15 protein-coding genes and 2 tRNA genes are annotated in these 17,700 nt (G+C 60.6%); 14 read left to right on the top strand and 3 right to left on the bottom strand.

The features are described 5' to 3' along the window. Positions 1 to 513: 513 nt before the first annotated feature. Together CQR48_RS07705 and CQR48_RS07700 are read right to left on the bottom strand one after the other, a co-directional pair. The gene (locus tag CQR48_RS07705) at positions 514 to 816 is read right to left on the bottom strand and encodes a hypothetical protein (protein WP_101452504.1); all 303 of its coding nucleotides are present in this window, start codon (positions 814 to 816) and stop codon (positions 514 to 516) included. Positions 817 to 1,051: 235 nt separating this feature from the next. Beyond that, a tRNA-Met gene (locus CQR48_RS07700) sits at positions 1,052 to 1,128 on the bottom strand. 1,271 nt (positions 1,129 to 2,399) lie between these two features. On the opposite strand from CQR48_RS07700, the gene CQR48_RS07695 reads away from it, so the two are divergent. The 10 genes from CQR48_RS07695 (at position 2,400) to nucS (ending at position 11,928) form a co-directional block, all read left to right on the top strand. Next, on the top strand, positions 2,400 to 3,512 hold the full coding sequence (locus tag CQR48_RS07695; RefSeq protein ID WP_101452503.1) for a homoserine O-succinyltransferase: 1,113 nt from the start codon (positions 2,400 to 2,402) through the stop codon (positions 3,510 to 3,512). A gap of 292 nt (positions 3,513 to 3,804) precedes the next feature. Beyond that, entirely contained in the window at positions 3,805 to 4,617 is an 813-nt protein-coding gene (gene atpB / locus CQR48_RS07690) for a F0F1 ATP synthase subunit A (RefSeq protein WP_015451081.1), read from the top strand. A gap of 221 nt (positions 4,618 to 4,838) precedes the next feature. Beyond that, on the top strand, positions 4,839 to 5,069 hold the full coding sequence (gene atpE, locus CQR48_RS07685; protein WP_015451080.1) for an ATP synthase F0 subunit C: 231 nt from the start codon (positions 4,839 to 4,841) through the stop codon (positions 5,067 to 5,069). 64 nt (positions 5,070 to 5,133) lie between these two features. Further along, positions 5,134 to 5,661, top strand: coding sequence for a F0F1 ATP synthase subunit B (locus CQR48_RS07680; RefSeq protein WP_015451079.1), 528 nt, complete (start codon positions 5,134 to 5,136; stop codon positions 5,659 to 5,661). A gap of 19 nt (positions 5,662 to 5,680) precedes the next feature. Beyond that, entirely contained in the window at positions 5,681 to 6,508 is an 828-nt protein-coding gene (locus CQR48_RS07675; RefSeq protein ID WP_029575746.1) for a F0F1 ATP synthase subunit delta, read from the top strand. 78 nt (positions 6,509 to 6,586) lie between these two features. Continuing rightward, positions 6,587 to 8,215: a F0F1 ATP synthase subunit alpha gene (gene atpA / locus CQR48_RS07670; RefSeq protein WP_015451077.1), complete on the top strand. Its 1,629-nt coding sequence runs from the start codon at positions 6,587 to 6,589 to the stop codon at positions 8,213 to 8,215. A 3-nt stretch (positions 8,216 to 8,218) separates the two neighbouring features. Then, positions 8,219 to 9,139: a F0F1 ATP synthase subunit gamma gene (locus tag CQR48_RS07665; protein WP_015451076.1), complete on the top strand. Its 921-nt coding sequence runs from the start codon at positions 8,219 to 8,221 to the stop codon at positions 9,137 to 9,139. Positions 9,140 to 9,147: 8 nt separating this feature from the next. Further along, positions 9,148 to 10,632 carry a F0F1 ATP synthase subunit beta gene (atpD, locus tag CQR48_RS07660; protein ID WP_015451075.1) on the top strand — a complete coding sequence of 495 codons (1,485 nt, stop codon included), beginning with the start codon at positions 9,148 to 9,150 and terminating at the stop codon, positions 10,630 to 10,632. Then, positions 10,632 to 10,943: a F0F1 ATP synthase subunit epsilon gene (locus tag CQR48_RS07655; protein ID WP_029575750.1), complete on the top strand. Its 312-nt coding sequence runs from the start codon at positions 10,632 to 10,634 to the stop codon at positions 10,941 to 10,943. The genes atpD and CQR48_RS07655 overlap by 1 nt, the downstream gene beginning before the upstream one ends. Before the next feature lie 280 nt (positions 10,944 to 11,223). After that, positions 11,224 to 11,928, top strand: coding sequence for an endonuclease NucS (nucS, locus tag CQR48_RS07650; RefSeq protein ID WP_015451073.1), 705 nt, complete (start codon positions 11,224 to 11,226; stop codon positions 11,926 to 11,928). Positions 11,929 to 12,066: 138 nt separating this feature from the next. Here nucS and CQR48_RS07645 read toward each other — a convergent pair whose 3' ends face one another. Further along, the gene (locus CQR48_RS07645) at positions 12,067 to 13,065 is read right to left on the bottom strand and encodes an FKBP-type peptidyl-prolyl cis-trans isomerase (protein WP_101452502.1); all 999 of its coding nucleotides are present in this window, start codon (positions 13,063 to 13,065) and stop codon (positions 12,067 to 12,069) included. Between the two features lie 143 nt (positions 13,066 to 13,208). Here CQR48_RS07645 and CQR48_RS07640 point away from each other — a divergent pair, with 143 nt between their 5' ends. The 4 genes from CQR48_RS07640 (at position 13,209) to CQR48_RS07625 (ending at position 17,155) form a co-directional block, all read left to right on the top strand. Beyond that, entirely contained in the window at positions 13,209 to 14,678 is a 1,470-nt protein-coding gene (locus CQR48_RS07640) for a hypothetical protein (RefSeq protein ID WP_101452501.1), read from the top strand. Between the two features lies 1 nt (position 14,679). Next, the gene (locus CQR48_RS07635; RefSeq protein WP_101452500.1) at positions 14,680 to 15,681 is read left to right on the top strand and encodes a DUF8094 domain-containing protein; all 1,002 of its coding nucleotides are present in this window, start codon (positions 14,680 to 14,682) and stop codon (positions 15,679 to 15,681) included. A 253-nt stretch (positions 15,682 to 15,934) separates the two neighbouring features. Then, a complete protein-coding gene (locus tag CQR48_RS07630; RefSeq protein ID WP_101452499.1) occupies positions 15,935 to 16,900 on the top strand; it encodes a tetratricopeptide repeat protein in 966 nt (321 codons plus the stop codon). Between the two features lie 182 nt (positions 16,901 to 17,082). Continuing rightward, positions 17,083 to 17,155: transfer RNA gene (locus tag CQR48_RS07625), tRNA-Arg, on the top strand. Positions 17,156 to 17,700 lie beyond the last annotated feature (545 nt).

Below are 17,700 nucleotides of genomic sequence, written 5' to 3'. Positions count from 1 at the left end.
GATAACGCAGGCTGTGACGCTGGCGTCGCGGCGTCTTGAATCGGCCAGTTCAATCGTCGGCGCTCGCGCAGCGGGTTGGCACCGCCGCATCGGCAGCCCTATGGGCGGGCGCGTCGGGTCGTCGGTAGGTCCAAGTCCAGTGCCCCCGACTCGTTTACGGATACGACCGTCACCCGCGCAGTCCGCTCGTCCAGAACAGAACACCCCGGCACACCTACGGGTGCAGCCATCATCTGCGCAGTCCACTTCGGCTTGAGCGGAACGCCCGGACACGCCTGTGGGCGCAATCGGCAATCCGACTGGCGTGGCGATTTCGCAATGGACGCCCCGTCGCGTTGACGGATGCAACCGACAATCCAACTGCGTGGCGATTCCGCCATGAACGCCCCGTCACGCCTGCTGGTGCAACGTCTGCCGGGATTGGCGGCGATGTCTTCGGCTTAATCCGCTTTCGATGCAGTGGCAATGCCCTTGGATTTGAAAGGCCTTTGAAGTAATCGATAGTCGCGATGATTATTCGACGACTCGTGAATCGGCACCGCTGCTCTGAAGGTTTCTGCCGTTGATCTCCTCGGATTCGTCGTCCTTATAATCCTCGTCGTCTTCTTCGTCTTGAGCACGCGTCGCCCGCATCGCGGCGATGATCCACACGCTCAGCGCGATGCCGATCAGACCGGCGATGACTTCCGTGATGCTTGGGATGTTCGCGCCTGAAGTCAAGGAAACGATGCCTTGCGCGAGCGATACGATCGACAGCGACCCGAGTGCGAGCACAATCAGCGGTGCCATGGGCTGCAACGGTTGCGAGATGCGCATTGATATCCCCTCTTCGTATTGCTTCTCTTTGCTGTGTTGTCTCTTTGTCTGTTTGTCGGTTTGTCTGAGGTGTCTTCCCATGACGAGCCGGTAACATCCGTACTCGGCGGTTCGCGTTGCCGGTGTGTCGGTCTGGCGTCGCGGATGAGCGCTGACTGAATGCCTCGGACGGTGAGAATGGCCGGGTACACAAAAACCGTGACCGACGAATGTCGAATCACGGTTTTCATTGATGTGGTAGCGGGGCATGGATTTGAACCATGGACCTCTGGGTTATGAGCCCAGCGAGCTACCGAGCTGCTCCACCCCGCGTCGGCTGCTTCAAGCAGCAGTCATCTACTTTATAGGACGACAGGGAATTGTCAAATCGGCGTGCCGTTCAGCCCACAGCGGATTGCGGGGGAGCTGCTTGGCGGCGACGGTCGGGTATTTGCATGGTTGCGCGCTGGGTGGTTACTGGTTGCATGGTCGTGTGTTCTCGCGTTGGCGGCGTTGGTTGGCGTATGTTGCGGCATGCTTGCTCAGCCGTACGCGTGTGGAAGCATCGTTTTATCAAGGGTATTGCGCAAGAATCGTATGTCGCGGTATGCGTGGCCGGTTGGATGTTGGTGGTCTTGCGTTACTGCCGGTTGTATCTGGCGGGTTGTGTATGTCGTGACATACGCTGCCGGCTGTATCCGGAGAGTTCCGGATGGTGACCGTGGGTCTGCCGCACGTTGCGTATGTATCGGTATACGTGAGTCGCCGCTTGTCGGATGGTTGGGGTTGTGCCCGATGGTGTTCCGCCAGTTGTGTATGTACCGGTATGCGTATCGCAGCAGATGCTGGTGGATTTGGGAGAGGACGTGGGGGATTTGCAGGTTGGGTATGCGCGGGCATGCGTGTTCGGCTGGATGTCGGTGGTCTTGCGTTACTGCCGGTTTGTATCTGGCGAGTTGCGTATGTCGTGGCGTACACAACTCGCCAGATGCCGGCGGGCTTGGGCTTTTTGCGGTGATGTTCCGCAGGTTGTGTGTGTCGTAGGATACGTGCCACGCGACTCATATGACTTGACGTGGGCGGGTCGGCCATCCGCCACCGTGCAATGGTGCCAGTGTGAGGAGTGGCGCCGGCGTTGTGTGAGGATTGGCTCGCACGGTGGCGGGTTGGGTGGTTGGATTTGGTTGGTGTGCTTGCGTTGGGGCCCGTTGTGTGAGGATTCGCTCGCACAATGACCGATGCGGTGGTCAGGGCCGGTTATCTGGGTGGCCCTAGGGGTCGTTGTGTGAGGATGGGCTCGCACGGTGGGCCTGCGATGGCGGGAATCGGTGCGTGGGGAGGGTGCGGGGTGCGTTGTGTGAGGATCGGCTCGCACTCTGACTGGGTACATGATCTGCCGCTTGCAGTCAGCGGTCGTGCCGCCTGCCCCGTCCGCCGACAATCGCGTGCCTTGCCAGTCTCGTCCGCCAGTAACCCCACCCCGCCCTGCCGCACTCCGCCCTACCGCACACCGCCCTACCGCGCCTCGCTCTACCAAACCCCGCCATCCGGTCACATTTCAGCCGACGTCAAACACATATCAGCCCAGCGGCGATAATGGAATCATGCCTATCAAGATTCCAAGCGGCCTGCCCGCACGTGCCATCCTCGACTCCGAGCGCATTTTCGCGCTGGAGAAACCTGAAGCTGAGCGCCAGCGTGTGCGCCCGCTGCGCCTGGTGATCTTGAATCTCATGCCGAAGAAAATCGAGACCGAAACCCAGTTGCTACGGCTGATTTCGAAGTCCCCGCTGCAGGTCGAGGTCGATTTCATGAAGACCTCGACCCACGAGTCCAAGCACGTCAGCGCCGACCATCTGGTCAAGTTCTACGAGAACCTTGATGCGTTCCGCGACAACTATTACGACGGCTTCGTCGTCACGGGCGCGCCGGTGGAGCACCTGGAATTCGACCAGGTCGATTACTGGGACGAGTTCAAGGAGATTCTTGACTGGGCAGGTTCGCACGTGTTCTCGACGATGTATCTGTGCTGGGGTGCGATGGGCGCCCTGCACTACCGGTACGGCGTACGCAAGCATCTGTTGCCGCAGAAGCTGTTCGGCGTCTATCCGCAGTATTTGCAGGACGAATATTGCTTCTTGACCAACGGTTTCGATGAAATCGCGCTGCAACCGCATTCCCGGCTCGCCGGTGTGGACGAGGGCGATATCGCGGCGAATCCCGACCTCCAGGTGCTCACGTGGGGTCCGGAGTCCGGCCCCGGACTGATTGCGACACGCGACTTCTCGGAGGTGTTCGCGCTCGGCCACTGGGAGTACGGCAAGATGACACTCGCCGAGGAATACGAGCGCGATATGGCCAAGGGCCTGACCAACGTGCCGTTCCCGGAGAACTATTTCCCGCACGACGACCCCAAGATTGAGCCCTTGTTCAGCTGGCGCGCCCACGCGAACTTGTTGTGGCGCAACTGGCTGAACTGGGTCTACCAGACCACGCCGTACGACCTGCGTGAGGTCCCGCAATTGCGTGCGGAGAAGCGTTTGGGTACGGACCGTTCGATCCGTCATGCGCCGGGTGCGCCGCGAGGTGACGGGTACGCCCCGCTGATCAAGGACGGTTATGGCCTGATTGGGGACGATTATGCTCAGGACGAACGCGTGCGTTCTGCGACACCGCCCGCTCCCGCCGGCCCGGTGGCCGATGGCGCCGATGCCTGACTGCTGACCTGTGCGCGCTGTCCGGATATCGGACAGCAACGTCCTGCGTAGCGTTCGGCAATTCGGGTCGTTTTATCTAAAAACGGTTTGAGATTGTGAAAGAATTGTTACCAAGCCGCAGGAAAACGTCGTACAATCTCCACGTAGCCGTTCGGAGTTGAAGGCAGGTGCCGGCCCCGTCGGCGCCCGACCTACTCGCCACGCCATGTGAGTTTGCGCCGAAATCTTCCGGTCACATTCGCTCAGGGCGTTGGGCTAAACTGACAGCTGTTACGAGAAGTAGGAGGCGTAGATGGTGTCACAAGTCAGCGCGCAGCTCGTGCTCGCGGCCAAGACGGGTCCTGAACTGCCCTCGATCGACGATTTTCTTCCCGATCCGATTCTGTTCCAGGGCACGCCGTTCGCCATTAATCGCATCATTCTTATTCGAATCGTTGCCACTATCGTGCTGCTGCTGGTGATGTGCATCACGGCGAAACGTGCCAAGCTCGTTCCGGGTCGTTGGCAGGGACTGATCGAGACGCTGCTCGAATTCGTCCGCGACAATATCGTCTATCAGGTGATGGGCGAGGAACGTGGACGCCGATATGTGCCGATGATTACCACACTGTTCTTCACGATTTTCGCGTTCAACCTGTGCGGCGTCATCCCCGGCATGAATATGGCGGCCACCGCAACGGTGACGATGCCACTCGTGTTCGCACTGTGGACTTTCGTGCAGTATTGGATTGCCGCTTGCAGAGAGAAGGGATTCTTCAAGTACCTGCGCGGCGAGCTTATGCCTCCCGGGGTTCCGCTGCCGATTGATATCATCCTCGGCCCGATCAACCTGCTCGAGGTACTGATCATTCGCCCGTTCTCGCTGACCGTCCGACTCTTCGCCAACATGATCGCAGGCCATCTTCTGGTCGCGACCTGTCTGGCGTTCACCCAGTTCTATCTCATTGAGTCGCCGAATTGGGGCATCAAGCCTGTCGGCGCACTGTGGCTGCTGGGCGGTTTCGCGTTCGTATGCTTCGAGATGTTCGTCGCGGCGCTTCAGGCGTACGTGTTCGCGATCCTCTCGACGGTGTACATCAACCAGAGCTATCCGGAGGTCGAGTAATTCGACCGTGCTTGGCGCGCCATACGCGCTGTGCAAAGGATCGCAACGGTGCCAGGCGCGGTCGCCCATAGCGGCCGTGTCCTGCCCGGCATCGTGACAACGATGCGCAATAATTGAATCAAGCGAATGCACCGGTGTCTTGGGGCGCCGTGCAGAACACACTTCGGTCCCGTGCCGCGGGGCCGTGTACCATGTCAGATTTCGGTAAGAAAGGACAACACATGGATATCATCACTCTCGCCGAGGTTGCAGGCAACATCAGCGTTCTGGGCTACGGCGTCGCCGCCATCGGCCCTGGCATCGGCATGGGCATCCTGGTCGGCAAGGCCCTGGAGAGCACCGCTCGCCAGCCTGAGGTCTCCGGCCGCATCCAGACCCTCATGTTCATCGGTCTGGCAATGATCGAGCTGCTCGGCCTGCTCGGCTTCGTCGCCTTCGTCATGGCCAAGTGAGCATCTGCGAACGCAAGCTTCACCAATAGTCAAGTAGAAACCCGAGCAAGAAAGGAGAACACCCATGCCACTGGCAGAGAAAAGCGGTATTTCGCTGTTTTTGCCTGAAACGTATGACATCGTGTGGTCATTGGTCATTCTCGTTGTCATCGCGGTCTGCTTCTACAAGTACGTCATGCCGAAGTTCCAGGCTGTCTTCGACGCCCGTGCGGCCAAGATCGAAGGCCGTATGGCTCAGGCCGAGAAAGCGCAGAAAGACGCTGACGAGGCCAAGAAGAAGTATGAGGACCAGCTCAGCCAGGCTCGTGTCGAGGCATCGAAGATCCGCGACGACGCCCGTGCCGAAGCGTCCCATATCATCGCCGATGCGCGTTCGCGCGCTGAATCCGATGCGGCCCAGATCACTGAGAACGCCCAGCGTTCGATCGAATCCCAGCAGAAGCAGGCTCTGGTGAGCTTGAAGGGTGAGGTCGGCACGTTGGCCACGGCTCTGGCAGGCAAGATTCTCGGATCCGAGTTGAGCTCGAGCGCCACCCAGACGCAGATGCTCGACAAGATGATCGACGAGATGGATGCAGACAGCAACAAGTAAGCGAAGGAAGTGAGATTACATGCGAGGAGAGGCATCACGCATCGCAGACCGCGTCTCGCGTGACTCACTGGCGCCGAAACTCAAGGCGACTGGTGAGGATGCCTGGCGCGTAGGCAACGAGCTGTTCGCCGTCACCGATCTGCTCGACCACAATGTCCAGGTCGAACGGGCGCTGACCGACCCCGCACGTCCCGCTGCCGACAAGACCACCATGGTGCACACGCTGCTTGAAGGCAAAGCGCATCCGATGACCGTTGAGATCCTTGACGATCTAGTGCAGCGCCGCTGGAGCAAGCCGCATGATATCGCGAACGCGGTCGAGGATTTCGGCGTGGACGCGATGATGTACTACGCGGATGCGACCGGAACCACCATGAAGGTGTCCGTCGAGCTGGCCGAGCTCCATTCGGCCTTGCTCAACATGCCGGTGGTCCGCACCCGCCTGTACGACGAGCATTCCTCGGCTGAGGCGCGCGTCGCGTTGCTGCACAACGTGTTGTCCGGCAATGAGATCAGCAAAGTCACCATGCGCCTTGCCGAGCACGCCACGGCTAATCCGCGCCACCGTCGTTACCTTGCCACCATCCAGTGGCTGATCAACAAGCTGTCACGGCATATGGGCGAATCGATGGTCACCGTGACCACCGCAGCTCCGCTGTCTGGCGAGCAGATTGACCGGCTGACCAAGATTTACACCAAGCGCACCGGCCATGCCGTGCACATCAACTCGGTTGTAGATCCGACGGTGTTGGGCGGCATGCGCGTGCAGATCGGCCACGAGGTCAACGACAATACGGTGATTGCCCAGCTGAACAAGCTCAAGCGCAGCGTGCAGGTCACCGCCTGAACAGGCGTGTGACACAGACGAGTCAGTACGCGTGCAAACGCGAAAGACTTACATGAACAAGAACAATAAGGAGTGATCATGGCAGAACTTACCATTGATCCCGCCGCGGTACGCAAGGCTCTCGACGATTTCGTCGAGTCCTACAAGCCGTCTGACAACCCGACCCAGGAGGTCGGCTATGTCGCGACTTGCGGTGACGGCATTGCGCATGTGACGGGACTGCCTGGTTGCATGGCCAATGAGCTGCTGACCTTCGAGGACGGCACGCTTGGTCTGGCGTTCAACCTTGACGCCCGCGAGATCGGTGTGGTCATCCTCGGTGACTTCGCCGGCATCGAGGAGGGCCAGGAAGTCCGCCGAACCGGCGAAGTGCTGTCCGTGCCGGTCGGCGACGGATACCTCGGCCGTGTAGTCAACCCGCTGGGCCAGCCAATCGACGGCCTCGGCGAGATCAAGAGCGAAGGCCGTCGTATTCTCGAGGCGCAGGCCCCCGACGTGATGCATCGTCATCCGGTCGATGAGCCGTTGTCCACCGGCCTCAAGGCCATCGATGCGATGACCCCGATCGGTCGTGGCCAGCGTCAGCTGATCATTGGCGACCGCCAGACCGGCAAGACCGCCATCGCGATCGATACCATCATCAACCAGAAGGACAACTGGAAGTCCGGAGATCCGAAGAAGCAGGTGCGCTGCATCTACGTGGCTGTCGGCCAGAAGGGTTCCACCATCGCCTCCGTGCGTCAGAGCCTCGAAGAGGCCGGCGCTATGGAGTACACGACGATTGTGGCTTCCCCGGCATCGGATTCCGCAGGCTTCAAGTACATCGCCCCGTACACCGGTTCGGCGATCGGCCAGCACTGGATGTATCACGGCAAGCACGTGCTCATCGTGTTTGATGATCTGTCCAAGCAGGCTGAAGCCTACCGAGCGATTTCGCTGCTGCTTCGCCGCCCGCCGGGGCGCGAGGCGTACCCGGGCGATGTGTTCTACCTGCACTCCCGTCTGCTGGAACGTTGCGCAAAGCTGTCCGACGATTTGGGTGGCGGCTCGATGACCGGTCTGCCGATCGTCGAAACCAAGGCGAACGACGTGTCTGCGTATATTCCGACCAATGTGATTTCCATTACGGATGGTCAGATCTTCCTGCAGTCCGACCTGTTCAACGCAGGCCAGCGTCCGGCCGTCGACGTCGGCATTTCGGTGTCCCGCGTCGGTGGTGCGGCCCAGACCAAGGCGTTGAAGAAGGTTTCCGGCACGCTGAAGATTTCGCTCGCGCAGTACAAGTCGCTTGAATCCTTCGCGATGTTCGCCTCCGATCTGGATGCCGCATCCAAGGCGCAGCTGACTCGTGGCGCTCGTCTGACCGAGCTGCTCAAGCAGCCGCAGATGTCCCCGTACTCGATGGAGCAGGAAGTCGTCTCGATTTGGGCCGGCACGCATGGCAAGCTCGACGATCTCGAGCTCGCGGACGTGCTGCCGTTCGAGAAGGGCATGCTGGACTACGTGGCGCATAACACGGATATTCTCACGACGATTCGTGACACCGGCGATTTCACCGCCGACACGGAGAAGGCCCTTGAACAGGCCGTCGAAGATTTCCGTGCCACGTATGTGACCAAGGCCGGCAAGCCGCTTATCGAGAAGAAGCCCGTCGCCAAGACCGACACCCCGGTCGAGCAGGAAAAGATCGTCGCAGGGGAGAAGTGACCCATGGGCTCGCAACTCGCATTGAAATCAAGAATCGCCTCAACCCAGTCGTTGGAGAAGATCTTCAACGCCCAGGAGATGATCGCGTCCTCGCACATCGCGAGGGCGCGTGAGGTGGCGCTCAACGCCAAGCCTTACAGCGATGCGATTTTCGATGCCGTGCAAGCGTTGGCGGAGCACACCCATATCGACCATCCGATCGTGAAGTCCGACGAGAAGAACCCGCGCGTCGCCGTGCTGGCTCTGACGTCGGACCGCGGTATGGCCGGTGCGTACACCTCGTCGATTATCAAGGAAACGGAATCCCTGCTCGCCCGCCTTATGGACAAGGGCAAGGAGCCGCAGCTGTATGTGTACGGCCGTCGCGGCGTCACCTACTACAAGTACCGCAACCGCAAGGTGGCGGCCTCGTGGGAGGGTGACAGCGATAAGCCGGGTGTGGAAGTCGCCGAGTCGATTTCCAAGACCCTGCTGGACGCGTACATGTTGCCTGCGGACAAGGGCGGCGTCTCCGAACTGTATATCGTGTTCACCGAATTCGTGAACATGGTCGTGCAGAAGGTTCGCGTCCTGCGCATGCTGCCGGTCGAAGTCGTGCCGGAAGCAAGGCAGGACTCCGGTCCGATTCCCGAGTCCACCGCGGCTCAGGCGACCCCGCTGTACACCTTCGAACCGAGTCTGGAAAAGGTGCTCAACGCGATCATGCCGAAGTACATCCAGTCACGCATCCATGAGTGCCTGCTGACTTCGGCCGCATCGGAGACGGCATCCCGCCAGAACGCCATGCACACGGCAACGGATAACGCACGCAACCTTGTCGACGAGCTGACGCGCAAGCTCAACGCCTCGCGCCAGGCATCGATCACCCAAGAACTTACCGAAATCATCGGCAGCGCCGACGCGCTGAACAAAGAGGAAGAGTAGGAACGCATATGGCTGAGAACCAGACCACAGCGGCTTCCGAAACCGACGTCGAAGCGACGAACGTCGGACGCGTGACGCGCGTCCAGGGCTCCGTCATCGACGTCGAGTTCCCGGTAGGCCACCTGCCCGACATCTACAACGCCTTGACCGTGAAGCTCAACAGTGTGGGCAACACCGAGGGCGAGACGCTTCACCAGATCACCATGGAGGTCGAACAGCACCTCGGTGATTCCACCGTGCGCGCGGTCGCGCTCAAGCCTACCGACGGCTTGGTGCGTGGCGCCGAAGTGACCGATACCGGCGGCCCGATTGAGGTTCCTGTCGGCGATGTCACCAAAGGGCACGTGTTCGATGTCTCGGGCAACATCCTCAACAAGAAGCCTGACGAGCATATCGAGGTCAAGGAACGCTGGCCCATCCACCGCAATCCGCCGGCATTCGACCAGCTGGAGTCCAAGACCCAGATGTTCGAAACCGGCATCAAGGTCATCGATTTGCTGACCCCGTACGTGCAGGGCGGCAAAATCGGCCTGTTCGGCGGCGCAGGTGTCGGCAAGACGGTCCTGATCCAGGAAATGATTCAGCGCGTGGCACAGAACCACGGCGGTGTGTCCGTGTTCGCCGGCGTCGGTGAGCGTACCCGTGAGGGCAACGATCTGATCGGCGAAATGGCGGAGGCAGGCGTGCTCAGCAAGACCGCGCTGGTCTTCGGCCAGATGGATGAGCCCCCGGGGACTCGTCTGCGTGTCCCGCTGACCGCACTGACCATGGCTGAGTACTTCCGCGACGTGCAGAACCAGGACGTGTTGCTGTTCATCGACAACATCTTCCGCTTCACGCAGGCCGGTTCCGAGGTTTCCACGCTGCTGGGCCGTATGCCTTCCGCAGTGGGTTACCAGCCGAACCTCGCCGATGAGATGGGCGCGCTCCAGGAGCGCATCACCTCGACCCGCGGCCACTCGATCACTTCGCTGCAGGCCATTTACGTGCCTGCGGATGATTACACCGACCCGGCCCCGGCGACGACCTTCGCCCATTTGGACGCAACGACCGAGCTTTCGCGTGATATCGCGGCCAAGGGCATCTACCCGGCTGTCGATCCGCTGGCTTCCACGTCGCGAATCCTCGACCCGCGCTATGTCGGCCAGGCACACTACGAGTGCGCCAACCGCGTCAAGGCGATTCTGCAGCGTAACAAGGAGCTGCAGGACATCATCGCCCTGATCGGTATCGACGAGCTCGGCGAAGAGGATAAGACTATCGTCAACCGCGCCCGCAAGATAGAGCAGTTCCTCGGCCAGAACTTCTACGTGGCCGAGAAGTTCACCGGTCGCCCGGGCTCCTACGTGCCGGCCGACGAGACCATCGAGGCCTTCACCCGCATCTGCGACGGCGTGTATGACGACGTCCCGGAGCAGGCGTTCTCCGGCATCGGCGGCATCGACGACCTCGAGAAGAAGTGGCACGACATGCAGAAGGAATACGGCGACTGATGGCGGGCGCGACCATGCAGGTGAACATCGTCGCGGCGGACCGCCCATTGTGGTCCGGCACGGCGAAGTCCGTCACCATCCCCGCTTCCGAGGGCGGGATGGGCATCCTGCCTAACCACGAGCCGGTGCTGACCGTCATCAAGGACGGCACGATCGCGGTGGTGGACCCTGATGGTGTACGGCATTCCTTCGATGTCACCGACGGATTCATTTCCTTCGATTCGAACAAACTCACCGTTGCGGTTGAGCGCGGACATGACGTGGTCCAGACTTCCGGTTCCGCAGTCGTAGGCGACGGACAGGAAGCCTGATTAGGCCTCGTTTCGGCTTCGGGCCGGCCTTGTCACATTGGTGACGGGCCGGCCTTTTGCATGCTGTGGACTGGGGCATGTGGACTGGGGCGTGTGGACTGGGGTTGTTGAAGATGTTGGGGTTGCGTGGATTTGGGGGGGGGCCGAGTGCCGGATTTTCTGGGGTTCGGGGATTGCCGGGTGCCACTGTCGGGTTGGATTGCGTGTCACCGGGACGCGTATCACCTGGACTGACAGCGTTTGCGGCTGTGACGGCGGTGGTGCTGTTAGGCTGTCGGATGTGAGAATCATTGTTGCGGATTGCAGTGCACAGTATTCGGGACGGCTCAACGCGTCACTCCCGTTGGCCAAGCGCGTGCTGCTGGTGAAAGCGGATAACAGCGTCCTGATATTTTCAGAACTCGGATCGTACAAACCATTGAATTGGATGGCAGCCCCGTGCACGATTCGGCAGATTGACCCGCCGGACGCCGACGATGACCCTGATACGCCAGTTCCTGAGCGGGTGTTGCGCGTATGCGCCGAGAAAAGCGATGACGTGCTGGAAATCACCTTGCAGCATGTCTACGCTGACGATACTTACGATTTGGGTGAGGATCCGGGACTGGTCAAGGATGGTGTCGAGGACCATCTACAGCGGTATCTCGCCGAGCAGATTGAGCGGATTGGCGAAGGCGCCAAGCTGGTCAGACGAGAGTATCCGACGGCGATTGGCCCAGTCGATATCATGGCGGTCGACGGCGATGGTATGCATGTGGCTATAGAAATCAAGCGGCATGGCGGAATCGACGGAGTGGAGCAGTTGACCCGGTATTGCAAGCTGCTCAACCGCGATCCGCTCATCGCGCCCGTCCGCGGTATCTTCGCCGCGCAGACCATCACCCCGCAGGCCAGAACACTCGCCCATGAGCGTGGATTCGAGTGCATGATTCTGGATTATGACGATATGAAGGGCCAGGAAGACGGGACGTTGCGCCTCTTCTAAGCCCCAAATACACAAACTGGTTACGCTAAGCGCGCGCTTAGCGTAACCAGTTTGTGTAAGCGTGTGGCGGTGGCGCAAAATGGTGTCACCGCCACCGACCCCGCGGATTGCGGACAATCGCCGGGAATCCACCGACAATCAGTAGGCGTAGAGGATATCGACCACGAAATACAGCGTGGAATTGGCCGGGATGGTCACCTTTCCGGTGGTGCTGTCCGTCTGGTCTGTCGATCCGTAGCCCTGATCCGGTGGAATGACCAGCAGCACCTGCGAACCGATGGTCTGCCCGGTCAAGCCGTTCTTCCATCCGGTGATGACCTGGGAGAGCGAGAACTGCGCGGATGACCCGCGGCTCCAAGAGGAATCGAACTGGTGAAGCGTGCCGTTGCTGTCCGCGTACCAGCCAGAATACTGGGCATCCACGGTCTGAGTGGCTTTCACCGCGGCTCCATCGCCCTTGATCAGGGTCTGGGCGACCAGTTTGCCATCGGGCTTATACCCGTTGAGATCGAGCGACGGCTTGCCGTTGCTGGCGAGCGTAACCTTCGGCAAGTTAGCTGGAATGTCCGTGACGGCTTTGCCTTCCGCACGGGTCAGGGCCTTCGCGCGGGAGATGATGGTCAGCACCATGAGATACGACGTGCCGGACGAGTTCTGGTCATTGACGCCGAATGCGATGGTCGTGTTGACTTTCTGACCTTTGAGAATATCGTAATAGGCGGTGTTCGTGGAGGATTTGTTCACGACGATCGAGCAGTCGGGTGTGTTCTTCTCCCACGTGCTCATGATCTGCGAGCCGTCCTTGGCGTTGAGCGCGATGCCCTGGGCGCACAGACGGTCGCCTTCTTTGATCGTCGCGCCGTTGCCCTGCTGAAGCACGGCGTAGGTGTTGTCCTGGACGGTCATGGGGGTGTGGAATTTCACGGTCGGCTTCTTGCCGGGATCGCCGGTCGCCGTGACTCCAGCGATTTTGTTGAGCTTCGTGCTTGACGCACTGGAACTTGCGGACGCCGATGAAGACGCTGAAGACGAGGAGTTGCCTGAACCGCATGCCGCGATGCCAAGGCACATGCCGGCGGCGCACAGCGCGGTAACAAGGCTGGCGGCGGCGTGATGGAGTCTGGGGGAAATACGCATAATCACCACACTAGCGGCCGACCATGATATCGCCGGGACGTCTTTGCCGCCTGCCACCGCCTGCGGGGGACTGTGCGACGGTAGGGTGGAGGTATCGCGCGCAACCCGGTGAAGTGAGGTGGTGCCTGTAGAATAGTGGCGTTATGACGAAGACACATGAATCACACGAAGAGCATGCCGTATTCGAGCGGCCGTCTCATCATGCCAGAATCATGCGTGGCATCGTCGCACCGGTGTTCGGTCTACTCGCCGTCGCATGTGTGGTGTTCGGCGCGCTGAACGCAACGATTTGGCGTCCGTCAAGTGAGATCGCGGCATCGGCAAAAGTTTCCGGCAGATACGCGATGACGGATCCGGGCGTCCTGTCCATGGTTGCAGAACGCTCCACATTGGTTGTCCATACCAATTCGTCGAAAACGCGTGTGTGCATCGCATTGTCCACACGAAAAGATGCCGCCGGATGGCTGGCTGGGAGCAAATACACGCGTATCACCGGCATGTCGGACTGGCAGACCCTGACCACGTCCACGCAGAAAGCCTCGGGGAGTTCCGCCGCGCAGGACTCGGCGGTCGAATTCGAATCATCGGATATGTGGCGGTCGGTCAAATGCGGCACAGGCAACGTTTCCCTGACATCGCGCACAACGTCTTCAGACGTCATCGCGCTGATCGACACCGGCTCGAATTCTGCCCGCACCTCGGTGACTGTCCATTGGGTGCGTGTGAAGCTTCCCGATTTCGCGACGCCGTTCTACTTCATCGCGGCCCTCCTCGCGTTGATGACCGTCCTGTCCGCATCCGTATTCGCGATGCCGGACACCAAGCGCCGCAAGGTTCCCGGTGAACCCAAGCCGAAAGACCCCGATGAAATCAGCTTCTCGGAGGCGCTCGCAGGAAGCTTGAGCATAATCAAACGTACGTTTGCACCTCGTAAGAGCAATAAGCCCAGGAAGCGCCATGCCCCGGGGGCGTCGGTGCAATCCGTCGTCGAATCCTCAGACCAAGAGGAGCATCAGGCAACGGATGCCTCGCCGGCTGAGGGGAGCGGGCAGGCTGCTGCCGAACCGGTAGTGGTCGATCCGATGTCGCGCAATCTTGTGGCGGACATGCAACAGCGGGTCCAACCGACTCAGACGGATTCCGCGCCCGTCGCCTTCCAGCCGCATCAGCATTCACGCCACGCCAGGCATGGCGGACAGCAGCAGCCTGTGCAGGAGCAACCGCAACAAGCCGCGCATTCGTATGCTTCATTGCATAATGACACCGTCTGGTATCCGGATGGGGACATCGATTTCGGCAGCGCCGGGCAATTTGACCACAACGCATCTCCCTCACAACCGGGGGCGGAGGAATCGCAAGCATCAGCTGCTTCGCAACAGGACGAGGCAGAGAATCATGCCGCCGACGGCACTGCTCCGGAAGCGGACGAATCCCACCCGGCAGTACTCCGGCATGCACGTACCCATGCCCCGGCACCGGTGAACGCCGAAGCCACATCGGTCATCGATCCGAAGGAATTGCAGGCATATTTCGCACGGTGGGCGTCGCAGCAGGAGGAAACGGATGGGGGTTCCGCTGACGGCGACGATAATGACGAAGAATCCAAGGAGTAGCATGACCTCACGTATCACCAAAGCAGTGACGGCAGTGCTCGCCGCGGCATGCCTGATGACGTTCGCCGGCTGCGAGGGGCAGGTTCCCCACCCGGCGGCCAGCGCCGAGCATACGGACAAGCCGGATGTGACCGAAGCCCAGGAGAAGCAGATCCGCGCGAACATCCTGAAAGTCGTGAACGCGGCGAATGAGGCGAAAAGCGTGGACGGGCTCGACGCTCGCATGTCTGGGCCCGAACTCGCCATCCGCACCAGCGAAATCACCATCGCCCAATCCACGGGGTCGCTAGACGCGAAAACCAACATCCCCTCCAAGATGACGCAGGCGGTCATTCCTACGGATTCCGGATGGCCCCGTTCGATTTTCACCATTACTACCACCACGTCCGACCAGCAGTCCCAGCGTCTGCTCGTGATGGTCCAGGACAGTGCGCGTAGCAATTACAAGCTGTGGGGCGTCGCCCGACTTTTCCAGGGGGCGAAGTTGCCGAAGTTCGCCATTCCTTCAATTGGGGCCCAGATGGGCACGGCGAAAGACACCGGTCTGGTGACAACGCCTGAAAAGGCGGTCGCCGAGTATGCTGATGTGCTCCAGAACGGTTCGGCGAGCAAATACGCTTCGAAGTTCGCCGACGATTACTTCCGTCAAGAGCTTGCCAAGCTGTCCCAGACAGTTCAGGAGGGCATGGAACGCAACGCTGGCACGCAGCAGCAGACCTTCCAGGCGGCTGCCGGGCAGATCAAGGTCATGCGCTCGAGCGACGGCGGCGATCTCGTGGTCGCGCAGATTAATTCGGAATGGACCCGTCAGGCGGGCGAGGGACGCGAATCCCAGCCGGCGTCGGACTCCGAAAAGGCGCTGTTTGGGAACGGCACCGCCACCAGCACGATGAAAGTCACGTATGTGAATGTTGTCGCCATGTATGTGCCGTCGGCCGGGTCCCATCAGAAGATTACCGCGGTGGGCGCGGAGCGTCAGCCGGTCAAGGTGGAGGCGCTGTAACCGTATCGTCTGCCGGTGGACTGTCTGGCGGGTTGTTGGGCTGCGGCGCGGACTGCATGGCAGGCGCACCAGGATGCGGGGAAGTCACGCGTATCCCGGTGTCAGGGATAGCATGCTTCGGTAGAATGCGGGCTTTAGCTTCGCGAAGAAGGCGACGCGTACGACGTGGCGTCACGGTATCTTGAATGGTATCGAAGGATTGCCAGTCGACGCTGCCGGTCGGCGTCGCTAGGCAAAGAATCATGGAGGCGACATGGCAGACCAGAAGTTCAACCCGGGTATTTCGCTCGCCGGGGCGGTTAATCTTGAATCGATGCAGCATCAGGTGGCCGCGGAACCGGGGCAGGCAGGCGGGGCTCCCTCCGCCGGGGGGTATGTGATTGACGTCACCGAGAACACCTTCGAGGCGATGGTACAGACGTCGGCGACATTCCCGATTCTCATGCTGCTGTGGACTCCCAGCGACGATCGGCTCTTCCCGATGGCCAAGGCGCTCGGCGACGCCGTCAACAAACTCAATGGCCAGATTCAGCTCGCGCGTATCGATGTGTCGAAGGCGCAGAGCATTGCGCAGGCGTTGCAAGTGCGCGGTGTGCCTGCGCTGTTCGGGCTGATCGGAGGGCGGCCGATGCCTCTGCTGCAGGGTCTGCCCAGCGCTGAAGAACAGCAGCAGCTCGTCGACCAGGTCATACCGAAAATCATAGATGTCGCGCATCAGGCGGGTGTCGCCGGCTCGGCACCGTATTCCGGTGATCCGGATGCCGATGGCGATCAGGCGGCTGATGGACAGACCGAGACTGAGAGTGTGCCACCGCAGCATGCCGAGGCGCACCGGCTGGCACAGGAAGGTGATTATGCCGGTGCCGCAGCGGCGTACGAGCGGGTGTTGGAATCTGACCCGCAGGATACGGTCGCTGCGCGTGAGCGGTCGAAGGCCCTGCTGCTGGCCCGTTCCGGAGCGGCTGATGTGCGCGCGGTCCGGGCCGCCGCGGCGGAGCATCCTGATGATGTTGACGCCCAGTTGGCGGTCGCTGATATCGACATGATCGGCGGGCAAATTGAGGACGCGTTCGGGCGGCTGCTGGATTATCTGGCTGCCGGTCACCGCGACCAGATTGAGCCGGTACGCAAGCGTCTGCTCGAGTATTTCGCTATCCCCGAGCCGGGCGATGAGCGGCTGAAGCGCGCGCGTCGTCGGCTGGCAACGCTGATGTACTGAGTGTCCGCGTGCTGCGGCGCGGGGTGCTGCGGTGCGGAGGCTGACACGTCGGTGCGCTAACGAGGCGGCGAATTGATGTGTCGTAATGCCTTCGCATGAGGCGCGGGTCCATGAGGCGCGTGCGTCTGCGTATGCTGTTTGCGCATGTCGTCTGCACATGTCGGTATAGTGGAGGGCCGCACGGGTTTGTAGCTCAGTGGATAGAGCGTCTGTCTCCGGAACAGAAGGTCGTGGGTTCGAATCCCATCAAGCCCACAGAACAAGCCGTCGCGCCAGTGTTGCGCGGCGGCTTTACTCGTTTCTGGGTTCTGGGTTCTGGGTTCTGGGTTATCGGCCAGAATGTGTGTCCGGTGGCGGGCAAGTCGGGGGTGCCGTGGCATTGGGGGCATCGTAGAGTGTTCATTCCGCCAACCTGGCACATTCGAGCCGCCCGTATGCCTTGGGCTGCAACGGGTCCGCGCTGATTTCGGACACATATTTTGGCCAATAACCCTCATTCATGCTTGATATATCGAGCATCGCCTAATCCAGGCAGATAGGAACTCAAGCGGGCGTATAGGAACGGGCGTTCTTGCTCGAGATGCGTCCCGTCTGGTTGTGTATGCGGTGACATACGCAACAAGACGCAACGCGCGGAAAATCGGCGGCGTCTTTTGGTATCTGCCGGCTTACGCATGCCGGGTCATGCGCGGTGCCACGATACCGGTATGTGGAGGCTTCCGGGTGCATACTTCCGGCGTGCGGCGCATGTCTGGGCATACATGCGATCGGCAACGTCCTGGTCACGCGGTGGGCTCAGT

This window comes from Bifidobacterium thermophilum, from assembly GCF_002846655.1.
Taxonomy (GTDB): Bacteria; Actinomycetota; Actinomycetes; order Actinomycetales; family Bifidobacteriaceae; genus Bifidobacterium; species Bifidobacterium thermophilum.
The sequence above is the reverse complement of the archived record's forward strand: the minus strand, read 5'-3'. Positions and strand labels throughout refer to the sequence as shown.